The 13,196-nt window shown below is 65.6% G+C and carries 12 protein-coding genes; 7 read left to right on the top strand and 5 right to left on the bottom strand.

Features of this window, described 5'->3' with window-relative positions; all coding sequences use genetic code 11:
* Positions 1–143 precede the first annotated feature (143 nt).
* From I3V78_RS22575 to I3V78_RS22550, 6 genes are all read left to right on the top strand, one after another.
* Positions 144–659: a DUF6484 domain-containing protein gene (locus I3V78_RS22575; protein WP_239576531.1), complete on the top strand. Its 516-nt coding sequence runs from the start codon at positions 144–146 to the stop codon at positions 657–659.
* Positions 660–889: 230 nt separating this feature from the next.
* Positions 890–2,281 carry a TIGR02270 family protein gene (locus tag I3V78_RS22570; RefSeq protein WP_204490521.1) on the top strand — a complete coding sequence of 464 codons (1,392 nt, stop codon included), beginning with the start codon at positions 890–892 and terminating at the stop codon, positions 2,279–2,281.
* Positions 2,268–3,341 (top strand): DUF2169 family type VI secretion system accessory protein, encoded by a 1,074-nt coding sequence (locus tag I3V78_RS22565; protein WP_204490520.1) that lies wholly within the window; start codon positions 2,268–2,270, stop codon positions 3,339–3,341. The genes I3V78_RS22570 and I3V78_RS22565 overlap by 14 nt, the downstream gene beginning before the upstream one ends.
* Before the next feature lie 269 nt (positions 3,342–3,610).
* Entirely contained in the window at positions 3,611–4,408 is a 798-nt protein-coding gene (locus I3V78_RS22560) for a hypothetical protein (RefSeq protein WP_204490519.1), read from the top strand.
* Positions 4,405–5,406, top strand: coding sequence for a PAAR-like domain-containing protein (locus I3V78_RS22555; RefSeq protein ID WP_204490518.1), 1,002 nt, complete (start codon positions 4,405–4,407; stop codon positions 5,404–5,406). Before I3V78_RS22560 ends, I3V78_RS22555 begins: the two co-directional genes overlap by 4 nt.
* A 41-nt stretch (positions 5,407–5,447) precedes the next feature.
* Positions 5,448–6,314: a beta propeller repeat protein gene (locus tag I3V78_RS22550; protein ID WP_204490517.1), complete on the top strand. Its 867-nt coding sequence runs from the start codon at positions 5,448–5,450 to the stop codon at positions 6,312–6,314.
* Positions 6,315–6,341: 27 nt separating this feature from the next.
* Here the strand turns inward: I3V78_RS22550 and I3V78_RS22545 are convergent, their stop codons facing one another.
* The 5 genes from I3V78_RS22545 to I3V78_RS22525 form a co-directional block, all read right to left on the bottom strand.
* Positions 6,342–7,628 (bottom strand): class I SAM-dependent RNA methyltransferase, encoded by a 1,287-nt coding sequence (locus I3V78_RS22545; RefSeq protein ID WP_204490516.1) that lies wholly within the window; start codon positions 7,626–7,628, stop codon positions 6,342–6,344.
* The gene (locus I3V78_RS22540) at positions 7,628–8,290 is read right to left on the bottom strand and encodes a CoA transferase subunit B (RefSeq protein WP_204490515.1); all 663 of its coding nucleotides are present in this window, start codon (positions 8,288–8,290) and stop codon (positions 7,628–7,630) included. The genes I3V78_RS22545 and I3V78_RS22540 overlap by 1 nt, the downstream gene beginning before the upstream one ends.
* 5 nt (positions 8,291–8,295) lie before the next feature.
* Complete coding sequence (locus I3V78_RS22535; RefSeq protein ID WP_204490514.1) at positions 8,296–8,994, bottom strand: CoA transferase subunit A; 699 nt, start codon at positions 8,992–8,994, stop codon at positions 8,296–8,298.
* A gap of 34 nt (positions 8,995–9,028) precedes the next feature.
* Entirely contained in the window at positions 9,029–10,207 is a 1,179-nt protein-coding gene (locus tag I3V78_RS22530; RefSeq protein ID WP_204490513.1) for a thiolase family protein, read from the bottom strand.
* Positions 10,208–10,409: 202 nt separating this feature from the next.
* The gene (locus I3V78_RS22525) at positions 10,410–12,119 is read right to left on the bottom strand and encodes a 30S ribosomal protein S1 (RefSeq protein ID WP_204490512.1); all 1,710 of its coding nucleotides are present in this window, start codon (positions 12,117–12,119) and stop codon (positions 10,410–10,412) included.
* Between the two features lie 397 nt (positions 12,120–12,516).
* Here I3V78_RS22525 and I3V78_RS22520 point away from each other — a divergent pair, with 397 nt between their 5' ends.
* The gene (locus tag I3V78_RS22520; protein WP_204490511.1) at positions 12,517–13,185 is read left to right on the top strand and encodes a TetR/AcrR family transcriptional regulator; all 669 of its coding nucleotides are present in this window, start codon (positions 12,517–12,519) and stop codon (positions 13,183–13,185) included.
* Positions 13,186–13,196 lie beyond the last annotated feature (11 nt).

The following is a 13,196-nucleotide window of genomic DNA, read 5'->3' as shown; positions in this document are numbered from 1 at the left end:
CTCGTCGTGTCGGATCCGGTGGGTGTCAAGAAAATGTCTGTACTGACTCGCGTCGCATCTTTTTCATAGGCGCACCTACCCGCCACTGCAAGAGGGCCGCACGAGGTACACTCGCTGCACTTTCGGACCGAGCGGACATAAGCATGAAACCTGAGAGCAAGCGCTTCCTTTCAGAATTGCAATCCCAAGAGCCCTTCCTGGGTAGCCGGGCCGGCCGCCTTACCGGTGCCGATGCCTCAGGTTCGCTACTCGTGGACTTTCCAGGAAACACCGCTGGACCCGTACCCGCCAGGCTGGCGGTGGCAGTCGACGCGACCGTGATCCAGGCAGCCGTCGCCCAACAACAGAAGGTTGTCCTCCTTTTCGAAAATGGAGATCCACGCCTCCCCTTCATCATGGGATTCATCCAGGAGACCAATGCGACACCACTACTAAACGCCTTGCTAGCTCCCCTACGCGAAGCGCCTCCACCCGCCGTGGAAGCTCGCATTGATGGCAAGCGCGTTACCATCGAGGGACGGGATGAGGTGGTCCTCCGGTGTGGAGAGGCCAGCATTACATTGCGTCGAAATGGCAAGGTCATCGTCAAGGGGACACAACTTGAGTCCCGCGCCACTGGAGCCCACCGCATCAAAGGCGGCTCAGTGGAGATTAATTAGTGACATGGGTATGCGTGGGACTGATCCGCTTTTGTCCCACTCTCGCATTGCTTGTGCTCCGTGAGCAAGGGAGCCTGTCGCTACGACAAGCGGAGATCGGCACTTGCGCGTAGAGCATACGAAGCACGAGAGAGCCAGAAGCGACTCAGTCCCAGCCTTGTTGGGTGAAAAGATGACGGCGGCTCTGAAGAGGCCTGTTTTTCGCTGTTGTGATGTATGATCCGAAGGAGATGGACCTCCTGACCCTACCTGCCTTCGCTTTAGAGCAGCACGCTGAAGACATCCTCTGGGATGTGGTCGAGCAGCACCTGGACGAGGCGACGTTCCTCTGGTGGCAATGGGAACGACACCTCGTCGCACCGGCTTTCTCGTTGTCAGAAGTGGCGGAACGGATTGAGCCTCGCTTGCTGGCCCATCTCCAAGGCTTGGCAGTCGGTGGAGCACCCGTCGCCGAGCGACTGCTGCTGCCATTGCTTGACCTTGAAGAGGAAGAAGTAGCGGGGGAACCCTTGCGCGTGAGCGCCGGTGCCCGGGCACTCCTCGAGGGTTGGAGCGAGCCAGCGGCAAGGGCCGTGTTCGAGTGCTTCGGGCAGGCCGGTCCCACTCTCCGTCGTGCCCTCCAGCGGTCCCTAGAACTCTGCGAGAGGCAGGATGTTGCCGCTCGGCTGATGCCCCTTCTTATAGAATACGGAGCCGATGTCCAGGCCGCCGTGCTGGAGGTTCTCGCCTTCAGGGACGAGCCATCCTGTGACACACTGGATGCCTTCCTCTCCAGCGAAGAGCCTGCGGTGGTCGCCGGGGCATTACGCCTAGCTGAATCATGCCCCTCCCTGGCCGTCAAACCCGAGGTGCTGCGCAAACTGCTCAGTCGTCCCGAGTTGCGCGAGCCGGCCATCGCGGTGGGGCTCTTGCGAGGGCATCGTGAGTCATGGGATCTGTGCCAACAGGTCCTTGCGACACGCGAGCCGGATTCGGGCTCTTTGTTTGTCTGGATGTCTTTAGTGGGTGGTCGAGCGGAGGTCCAGCGATTAATGGACTGTCTGGACAACCCCAAGTTGCGCAAGGATGCCCTCTGGGCGCTCGGTTACAGCGGATGGGTGGAAGCCGCAGATAGGTGCGTGGAACTGATCAGTGATGATTGGACTGGCCGGGTTGCGGCGGAGGCGTTTTGCGCCATCACCGGGCTGGTGTTGGAGGATCAATTCATTCGCGAGGTGTCCGACGCCGGGCAGGAGGAGCCCATCCCGCTGGAGGAAGAGGACTTGGACGCGGATCTGTCGCTTTCTCCAGAGGATGGGCTGCTTATTGCCGAGCCTGATGCCGTGCGCGAGTGGTGGCGGAAGACGCGGAGCGGCTTCGATGCTGGCATCCGCTATCTGGGAGGCCGGCCGTTGAGCGGCGAGGTTCTCGTCGACGCGCTTCAGACGGCTGCGATGCGGCGGCGGCATGTGCTGGCTCGGCAGCTTGCGCTCGGGAGCCGTGGGATGCTGCGGGTCAACCCTCGTGCAAGCACACGCCGACAGCTACGACAACTCACGCAGGCCCGGGAGGTGCTCGCCTCGTCGGGGCGCGCGCTATGCAAATGGAGAGCGGACGCTTGGAGTTCCTATGATCATCGATAACCTGCTGGCGCCGCTCCAGGCGGGGCTATCACTAGCCACGGATAAGCACGGCCACGAGCATGTACTTACAGTTGTAAAGGGAACATTTGATGTCGGGCCGGATGGGACCTGCGTACCCGCCATAGAGCAGTCGCCTGCGGTGAGGGCCGACGTCTTCCACGGAGAGCCTGGACTCAGCAGCGTGCGCTGGGAGTCTGACTTCGCGCTGCGCAAGCCACTGACGGACGTGCTCGTGCTCGGCAACGCGTATGCGCCAAGGGGTGAACCAGTGGAGTCGATGCTGGTGGGACTGAAGGTAGGCTCCGTGCGCAAGGTGCTCCACGTCTTCGGGGACAGGGTATGGGAGCGCACTCTGGTAAGGGGGCATCGTCCCTCGCGTCCCCAGCCCTTCGTGAAGCTGCCATTGCTCTACGAGCGCGCCTTTGGAGGGGCTGACCTCAGCCATCCGGATGTTCGTCGGCATGTGTATGAGGCGGCCAACACGGTAGGGGTCGGCATCCATGCGCGGACACATGACCGCATCCGTGATACGCCTCTGCCCAACTTGGAGGATCCGGAGCGACTCATTACAAGTCCCATGGATCGGCCTCGCCCCATGGGGTTGGGCTTCATCAGCCGCAACTGGACACCCAGGCGCCTGTACGCGGGAACCTATGACCAAGCATGGCGCGATTCGCGTTTTCCCTTCCTCCCGCTCGATTTTGACGACCGCTACTTCCAAGGCGCACCCGAGGACCAGACTTGTCCGTATCTCAAGGGGGGGGAACAGGTGTTGCTGACCGGAGGGACACCCGATGGCCGGTGGGCGTTCACGCTCCCGCGACTGTCCGTCCCGGTAACGCTCCATTACCGCTCGGGTCCTCGCGACCTGCTGGGGCTCCTCGATACCATTATGCTCCTGCCAGATGAGAAACGCTGCGTGCTCGTCTGGCGGGCCACAGCGCGTCTGGAGGGGAAACCAACGCATTTGCGAGAGGTGCAGGTGGGCACTACGCTTGGTCGAGAGCGTGCGCGGCAGACAGGCAAGCGCTACATCCGCTGGGGACGGGGAGCCGTATGAGTACACTGGGACTGGGCGCTCCAGGTGCGAAGCTGGTGGTGCAGGGCGTGGGTATGGTGTGCCCCGTCGGTCTGAATGCGGCCTCTGCCAGCGCCGCCGTGCGTGCTCGCCTGCCTCGCTTTCAAGAACTGCCCTTCCACGACACGCGTCACAGACCCATCATCGGCGCGTCCGTTCCTGAAATCGTGCGCTCGGGTCATGGATTCCGCCGTTGCGTGCCGCTGCTAGTGAGGGCTCTTCAAGAGTGCTTAGCCCGGCGTGAGCGTTGGGTGGAAGCGCCGCTGCGGCCCGTTCCGTTGCTGCTCGCCCTCGGTGGGCCAGAGAGGCAGGATCTTCCCGGGGACGTGGACGCGCAGGTGCTGGGGGAGGTCCAATCGCGGCTCACTGTACCGCTCGGCCACGGTTCGCGAACCTTTCGCCTGGGCGCGCTAGGCATCTTCCACGCCCTTGAGGTGGCTCGCCAGTTGCTGGCGCGTCGTGAGTGCGACGGCTGCCTTGTTGCGGCTGCCGACTCACTGGTGGGCCACAACGCACTCCACTGGCTTGAGCGCCAGGACCGCCTGAAAACGGAGTCGAACTCGGATGGGGTGATTCCCTCGGAAGCTGCCGCGGCGCTATGGGTCACGCGGGCCGGAACCCGAACTCCCTCAGTGATGGACATCCTGGGCGTAGGCTTGGCCGAGGAGCTCTCGGTTGGGAAGCAGGATGCCGCGAACTTGGCGGAAGGTCTCGCCCAGGCTCTACGGCTGGCTCTGGCTGAGTCCCGACTGGCGCTCCGTGATGTGGACTTTCGCGTAGGTGATGTCACGGGCGAGCGGACCGCCTTCATGGAAGTATCGACCGCCTTCGCCCGGCTCTTTCGCGAGCCGAGGCCCTTCTTTCCCCTATGGCTGCCTGCGGAAATCCTGGGGGACGTCGGGGCGGCACTTCCCGCATGTATGTTGGTGCTCACGGCCGTCGGCATGGCGCATGGGTATGCACCTGGCCGCAGTGCTGCCCTGTTCGCTTCATCACAAGGACCTGGGCGCGCGGCCTGCGTCGTGGCCGCGCCTCAAAGAGGTGGATGATGGGAAACAATGCCTACGCCAACGGTCGCTCCATCTCGTGCAAGACTGGCTCGGGGCAGGTCACGGCCGCATTTCCGGACGTCTGCCTCTCTCCGCCAGGACCACCCGCTGGCCCCGTTCCCATTCCGTACCCAATCTCGTCTTCCGCATCGGACATGACGAGCGGGAGCAAGACAGTGCTTATCGGCGGCAAGGAGGCGATGCTTCGCGACAAGTCCTACTTCAAGAAGAGCACGGGGGACGAGGCTGCGACAAAGTCCTTCGGACAGGGCGTCGTCAACCACCAACTATCCGGCAAGGTGTACTTCCTGTCGTGGTCCATGGACGTCCAGTTCGAGGGGGAGAATGTCGTCCGGCATCTGGACATGACGACCTCGAACCACGAGGGCACGCCGGGTAACGAGGCCGTGCCTGTGCCGCAACTGGAGTCGATGACGGCGGCCGATGCGGCTCGTTGCTCCGAAGTCCTCGCGCGCTACCCGGTGGAGTCCTACAAGGACCAGAAGGGCAAGACGGAAGGGGTGCATGCGGGTGCTCAGTCCCACCACGTCATCCAAAATGCCCACTTCCAGGTGGGCCGCGGCTCGGGCAAACCCTCGACGGTCGCCGGCGGCTGCCCGAACTACACGGAAGATGCAGCGCCCTGCATCCCTCTCAAAGACGGGACCGATATAACCACCGAGCACGGATGGGTCTCCCGGATGCAGAAGGACCGCGCCCGTTCCTACCGGGAGCGATACAAGGAGTCGGGCATGAATGTCACCTATAAGGAAGCACGCCAGGATGCCCAGGCGCAGCTTTGTGCTCCTGACCCCGGGCCGGGCCTAACTAGGGAGGAGGCTGAGTGCATTCTCATCGAGGTGGACAGGAAATTCATTGAGATCTGCGGTGGCACAGGCAACCTAGAGCTTCGTCCACCTGGTCGTCGAGGCGAATGGAAGCTCTCGACGCCGACACCGTCCAGTGAGACGGATGGAGGGGCGAGTGGCGCTTTCTAGGCCCACCGGCTTTCTTCGGTGGGAGGACTCTGGAGAATGGAATGAGCACTGCGTCGGATCACCAAACGAGCTTCATCAGCATTGTCGGTACTCACACACGAGATCTGCAAATGCTGGTGAACCTGTCTCCACTCGTAGACGACCCCGACTCGATCCTCACCGTTATTGTTTCCCTGGTACACGAGACGCCAGTCACCTGGACGAAGCTCCGAGAGATCGATGCCTGGGTGACGGATCTGGCTCGGTCTTCCACCGGAAAGCTCTATGCGGTGGACATGGACGGTCAGCTTCACTTCACGGAGCCTGCGGGGATGTGGGCGACCCGCGACTTGGGCTGCCCGGATGGACTGGTATCTCTCTGGGTGGAGTCGGATGACCTGTTATTCGTCGCCGGAGACCATGGTGAGCGCGTGCGGGTATCGGGAAACCAGGTGGACGTGGCGCAGGACGACCAAGAGCGTCGACTGAACGCGGTGCATGGTTGCTCGGCGGACGACGTCTACATGGTCGGTGAGGCCGGAACTCTCTTCCGATATCATGGACAAAAGTGGTCGGAGTTGGAGTCGCCGACCAACTACACCCTGTTGTCGGTACTTTGCCGCTCATCTCATGAGGTCTATATCGCCGGGGCTCGCGGGATGCTGTTTAGGGGACATGGAAACTCGTGGGAGCAGCTAAAGGCGCCCGCTGTGACCATCACCAGCCTCGCGTGGTACCGCGATGCCTTGTATGCTGCCGCAGGCAAGGATGGCATTTTCCGACTGGAGTCCCACGGGCTTGAGAAGATCAAGGATGTCACACTCTACCGGTTGAGAGTGATTGGCGATCATCTCTTCGGCTTGGGGGGCAGGTTCGTGGCCCGGTTCGACGGTAAGGGCTGGTGGGGTGGCCCGGTAAACAGTCTCTGACAGTGAGACTGATTTACGGCTCGGGAACTACGACGCCGCCTCGAAGGCCATGACGGCTTCCACGTGGTGCGTCTGGGGGAACATGTCCACCACCTGGAGGGCCTGGGGCGCATAGCCCGCCTCCACGAGGCTGCTCGCGTCTCGAGCCAGGGCGCCAGGGTCGCACGCCACGTACACCACGCGCCGCACGCCCAGGGACTTGAGCCACTTCGCGAGACCCGGCGCGCCGGTGCGCGGCGGATCCACCAGGGCGAGGTCGAAGCGGCGCCCCTCGCGCAGGAGGTTGTCGCAGGCCCTGCGGGCATCGCCCTGGATGAAGCGCACGTTGCCCACCCCGCCCTCGCGCGCGGCGCGCTGGGCCAGGTCCACGGACACCGAGGAGGATTCCACCCCGAGCACCTGGGCGGCGAGCGCGGCGATGGGAAAGGTGAAGTTGCCGTTGCCCGAGTACAGCTCCAGCACGGTGTCCGTCTCGCGCGGGGCGAGCGCGTGCACGGCGGCGGTGACGAGGCCCACGTTGGCCTCGCCATGGGCCTGGGAGAAGGCGTCCGGCCGGAGGAACAGGGGCACCTCCGGGCGCAGGGGCGAGAGCGAGCGCAGCACCGGCTTGCCGAGGACCCGCGGCGAGCCCTCCTTGGGCACGAGCACCGCGCCCTCGAGCCGCAGCGCGCGCACCGCGGCCTCGGCCGCCTCGACGTGCCGGGACGTCACCTGTCCCTGGAGCATCACCGCGAAGGCGGCCTTCTTCCCCTCGGCGAGCAGGTGGACCTCTTCCGCCTCGCGGGACAGGGGCTTGAGCAGGGGCCCGAGCTTGCCGGGCAGCTCCGCCAGGGCGGGCACGAGCGCGGGGCACACCTGCACGGGCACGCGGTCATGGCTGCGCCGCCCGAAGTAGACCAGCTCGTCCTTGAGGAAGTGCAGCACGGCGCGGCGCCGGTAGCCGAAGTTCGTCGGGGCCACGAGCAGGGGCCGCACGGCGAAGGCGTCCCGCTGCACATGGCCCAGGTGCTCCAGGGCGGAGAGGACGATCTCCTGCTTCGCGGTGCGCTGGGCGGGCTCGGCGAGCTCCAGCCAGTCACACCCGCCGCAGCGCGCGCTCAGGGCGCACGCCGAGGCGCGCCGGTCCGGGGACGCCTCCAGCACGTCCCCGATCAGGTGCCCGCGCAGCACCCTGCCCTCCTGCTCGAGCCGCACCCGCACCCGGTCGCCGGGAAAGGCGCCGGGGACGAACACGGTGCGGCCCTCGTGGGAGGCCACGCCCTCGCCGAGCTGCCCGAGGCGCTCGATGGTCAACTCGATGGGCGCGTCCGACATCACGCTCCGAACTTCATCTCGCGCACGTCCGGGGCCACCTTGAGCGTGGGCTCGGTGAGCGACTGCACCTGCTCCACGGTCATGCCCGGCGCCAGCTCGCGCAGCACGAGCCCCTCGGGCGTCACGTCGATGAAGGCGTACTCGGTGACGATGTGGTTGACGCACTTGAGGCCGGTGATGGGCAGCGCGCACTTCTTGAGGATCTTCGGCTTGCCCTCCTTGTTGGCCTGCTCCATGGCCACGAAGACGCGCTTGGCGCCCACCGCCAGGTCCATGGCGCCGCCGGGGCCCTTCACCATCTTGCCGGGGATCATCCAGTTGGCCAGGTCCCCCTGCTCGCTGACCTCCATGGCGCCGAGCACGGCCAGGTCGATGTGGCCGCCGCGGATCATTCCGAAGGACAGCGCCGAGTCGAAGAAGGACGCGCCCTTGACGACGGTGACGGTCTCCTTGCCGGCGTTGATGAGATCCGGATCCTCCTCGCCCTCCACGGGCCAGGGGCCCATGCCGAGCAGGCCGTTCTCCGAGTGGAGCATGATGTCCATGCCCTTGGGAACGTAGTTGGCGACGAGGGTCGGCATGCCGATGCCGAGGTTGACGTAGTAGCCATCGCGCAGCTCCTGGGCGATGCGCTGGGCGATCTGCTCACGGGACAGGGGCATGGGGGTCAGGCCTTCTTCTGGACGGTGCGGCGTTCAATCCACTTCTGGAGGTTCTGCGCCTGGATGATCCGATGCACGAAGATCCCGGGCAGGTGCACCTCGTCCGGACCCAACTCCCCGGCCTGCACGATGTGCTCGGCCTCGACGATGGTGACCTTGCCGGCCATGCACATCATCGGGGAGAAGTTGCGCGCGGTCTTGTTGAACACGAGGTTGCCCCAGGTGTCCGCCTTCCAGGCGCGCACGATGGTGAAGTCCGCCTTGAGGGGCGCCTCCAGCACGTGCAGCCGTCCGTCGATCATCCGCGACTCCTTGCCCTGGGCGAGCTCGGTGCCGGCGCCCGACGGAGTGTAGAAGCCGCCGATGCCACAGCCCCCGGCGCGGATGCGCTCGGCGAGCGTGCCCTGGGGGTTGAGCTCCACCTCCAGCTCCTTGGAGATGAACTGGCGCTCGAACTCCTTGTTCTCTCCCACGTAGCTGGCGACGATCTTCTTCACCTGCTTGGCGTTGAGGAGGATCCCCAGGCCGAGCTCGGTGGTGCCGCAGTTGTTGGAGATGATGGTCAGGCCCTTGGTGCCCTTGCGGTGGATCGCCGAGATGAGGTTCTCGGGATTGCCGCACAGGCCAAAGCCGCCACTCATGATGGTGGCGCCATAGGGAATGTCGCGGACGGCCTCGTCCGCGCTCGGGATGATCTTGTTCATGCTCCCCTCCTCTTCACGGGCGGCGTTGGGTGGACTAGCGCTCCACCATCAGGGCGATGCCCTCGCCGCCGCCGATGCACAAGGATGCCACACCGCGCTTCTTGTCGAGATCCTTCATCTCGTGCAGCAGCGTGACGAGCACGCGCGCACCCGAGGCGCCAATGGGGTGGCCGAGCACCACCGCGCCGCCGCGGGGGTTGACCTTGGAGGCCTCCAGCCCGAGCAGCTTGTTGTTGGCGATGGCCACCACGGCGAAGGCCTCGTTGATCTCCCACACGTCCACGTCGCTCGTCTTGTGGCCCGTGCGCTTGAGCAGGGCGTTGATGGCGTCGGTGGGGGCGATGGTGAACTCCACGGGCTTGCGCGCCGCGCCCGCGTAGCCGGTGATGCGGCCGAGCACGGTGCGCCCTTCCTTCTTGGCGCGCTCGGCGCTCATGAGCACCAGGGCCGCGGCGCCGTCGTTGATGGAGGCGGCGTTGGCGGCCGTCACCGTGCCGTCCTTCTTGAACACGGGCTTGAGCGTGGGGATCTTGTCCATCTTCGCGCTCTTGGGGCCGTCGTCCTCGCTCACCACCACGTCGCCGCCCTTGCCGCCCGTCACGGTGACGGGGACGATCTCCGCGGCGAACAGGCCCGCCTTCTGCGCCTCAATGGCGCGGCGGGTGGACTCGAGCGCGTACTCGTCCTGGGCCGAGCGGGGGATGCCCTGGCTGGTGGAGCACTCCTCGGCGCACACGCCCATGTGCACGTTGCCGTAGGCGTCCCACAGGCCGTCATGGATGAGGGCGTCCTTGAACTCCACGTGGCCCATGCGGGCACCGCCGCGCATGTTGGGGCTCAGGTAGGGCGCGTTGCTCATGGACTCCATGCCGCCGGCGACCACCACCTCGGCGTCCCCGAGGGCGATGGCCTGGGCGCCGGCGATCACCGCCTTGAGCCCCGAGCCACACACCTTGTTGAGGGTGACAGCGGGCACGCTGTCCGGAATGCCCGCGTGGATGGCGGCCTGGCGCGCCGGGGCCTGGCCCACGCCCGCCTGGAGCACACAGCCCATGATGGTCTCGCTCACCTGATCGGGCGACACCCCGGCCCGCTCGAGCGCCGCCTTGATGGCGATGGCGCCCAGCTGGGGCGCCGTCAGCTTGGAGAGGGAGCCCTGAAACGCTCCGATGGGAGTCCGCGCCGCGCCGACGATGACCACTTCACGCGCCATGATTCGCCTCCTGGGGAAAAGATGCGGGAATCCGGATCCAATAACTCCCGGCCGAGCCCTTATCACCGTGCTCGGAAAGAGGGTCAAGCCGCCGCCCCGCTCGCACCCCATGGTGACACGAAAAAGCAGACGGCCGGGCCCCCTCTCGGGAACCCGGCCGCCGTGCGGTGCTTCGCTGGGCTTCTACGAAGCGTGAAGCGGACTACTTCTTGAGCTTGCTCGCCATGACGTCGCCGAGGCGCGCCTTGGAGCCCTCGGCCTGGCGGCGGAGGTACTCGCGGTAGTCATCGCCCTCGCCGATGAGGGCCTTCATCGACAGCGCGACCTTCCGGTCCTGGGTGTTGATGTCGATGATCTTCACCTCGACGTCCTGCGCCTCCTGCACCACGTCGCGGGGATTCTCGACGCGCTCCTCCTTCAGCTCGGAGACGTGCACGAGACCCTCGATGCCGGGCTCGATCTCCACGAAGGCGCCGAAGTCCGTCACCTTGGTGACCTTGCCCTTCACGCGGCTGCCCACCGGGGTGCGCTCGCTGAGGGTGTCCCACGGGTCCGGCTGCAGCTGCTTGATGCCCAGGCTGAAGCGCTCGTTCTCGACGTCGATGTTGAGCACCACCGCCTCGACCTCGTCGCCCTTCTTGAACATCTCGCCCGGGTGCTTGATGCGCTGGGTCCAGGAGATGTCGGACACGTGCACCAGGCCGTCCACGCCCTCCTCGACGCCGACGAACACGCCGAAGTCGGTGACGTTGCGGATCTGGCCCTTGATGACCGAGCCGATCGGGTACTTGTCCTCGAGCAGGGTCCAGGGGTTCTGCTCGATCTGCTTCATGCCCAGGGCAATCCGCTTGGCCTTGGGGTCGATGTCGAGGACGACGGCCTCCACCTCCTGGCCGACCTCCAGCATCTTGCTCGGGTGCTTGAGGCGCTTGGTCCAGGACATCTCGGACACGTGCACCAGACCCTCGACGCCCTGCTCGATCTCGATGAACGCGCCGTAGTCGGTGATGGAGACGACCTTGCCCTTGACGCGCGTGCCGACCGGGTACTTCTCGTCGGCGCGGTGCCACGGATCCTCCTGGATCTGCTTGAGGCCCAGGCTGACGCGCTCCTGCGCGGGGTCGAACTTGAGGACGACGACGCGGACCTCATCGCCCACGTTGAACATCTCGGAGGGGTGACCGATGCGGCCCCACGACATGTCGGTGATGTGCAAGAGGCCGTCGATGCCGCCCAGGTCGATGAAGGCGCCGTAGTCGGTGAGGTTCTTGACCACGCCCTTGAGGACCGCACCCTCCTTGAGGTTCTTGAGGGTCTCCTTCTTCATCTCCTCGCGCTGCTTCTCGAGGAGCACGCGGCGGCTGAGCACGATGTTGCCGCGCTTCTTGTTGAACTTGATGACCTTGAACTCGAATTCCTTCGAGATGTACTGGTCGAGGTTGCGCACGGGGCGGATGTCGACCTGGCTGCCCGGCAGGAACGCCTTGACGCCGATGTCGACCGAGAGGCCGCCCTTGACGCGGCCCACGATGGTGCCCTTGACGATTTCATCGCGCTCGCAGGCGGCGCTGATCTCGTCCCAGATGCGCATCTTGTCGGCCTTCTCCTTGGAGAGGACGACCATGCCGGTGTCGTTCTCGCGGCTCTCCAGGAGGACCTCGACCGGGTCGCCCGCCTTGACGGAGACCTCGCCGCGAGGGCTGGTGAACTCGGAGATCGGAACCTGTCCCTCGGACTTGTAGCCGATGTCGACGATGGCGTAGTCCTTGGTCACCTGAACGACGGTGCCCTTGACGATCTCGCCTTCCTTGAGGATGCCTTCGCCGCCACGCTCCTTGAGCGAGGCCTCGAACATCGCGGCAAAATCCTCGTCGCCAACATCTCCGATCTGCTGGTTCACGTTCTGCTGCATTTGGTTGGTGATCCTTGGGAAACGGTGCTGCTGCCCCCGGTTGTTGGACGTCGGCCATTCGCGGGGAGCTACGAATGGCCCGCGATCAGTTCCACACTGGAGCTGACTCGAAGCCGCGCACCCTAGACACCGGATACACCGGCAGTCAAGCGAGCACGTGGTACTGGATTCAGATCTGTCAATACGGTGCTGACCCCCGGCCTCCTTTTTCCTCCAAGGAGCCGACGGAACAGCGGTCCAGGGACGGTAGGGACAAGACCCACAGGGTGCCAGGGTGCTTGCCGCTCCTGGTCCCAGGGCACTCGACCAGGCGTCCCAGGAGGGCGCGGTATCGTTGTCAGGCCTGCCAATGAAGCGGAGGCGGTGTTGTCACCGCTGACAACGAAACGAGGCGCGCATGATGACTCGACGTCCGGTCCGAGGTGTCCGCCCCACCCCGCCCCGGCGCCGCCGGACCCCCGCGGAGGCGCGTGAGGCCCTCCTCCGGGCCGCCGAGCCGCTCCTGGTGGCGCGAGGACCGGACGGGGTGGGCCTCCAGGCGGTGGCGCGCGCCGCGGGGGTGAGCCACGCGCTCGTCACGCACTACTTCGGCACCTACGAGGCGCTGGTGCGCGAGGTGCTCGTGCGCCGGACCCGGCTGCTCACGGAGGCGCTCGCGCGGCGGACGAAAGGGCGCGACGCGCCGTCCACCGCGAGCCAGCTCCTGGAGCACGTCGCCTCCCTCTTCCAGGAGCCAGGGCTCGGACGGCTCCTGGCGTGGGCGCTGCTCACCGGGCGTGCCGAGCACACCCCGCTGGGACAGCCCGGGGCCTTGAAGCCCGTGGCGGACGCCCTGGCGCTCCAGGTGGGCCGCATCGCCGAGGCCCAGGGACTGCCGCCGCCCTCGCGCGCGGCCGTGGAGATGACGCTGCTCGTGGGGCTGTGCGCGAGCCAGGGGTACACGCTCGCGCGGCCGCAGCTGCTCTCAGCGCTGGGGAGGAGTCCAGGTGCCGAGGCCGATGCGCAGTTCCGCGCGGTGCTCTCCGCCATGCTGCACGGCGCGCTGGGGATTGCTCCCGAGCGGTGAGGCCTGGAGCC

This window comes from Archangium primigenium (assembly GCF_016904885.1).
GTDB lineage: Bacteria > Myxococcota > Myxococcia > Myxococcales > Myxococcaceae > Cystobacter > Cystobacter primigenius.
Note: the sequence above shows the minus strand (reverse complement) of the source record. Positions and strands in the feature narration are given on the sequence as shown.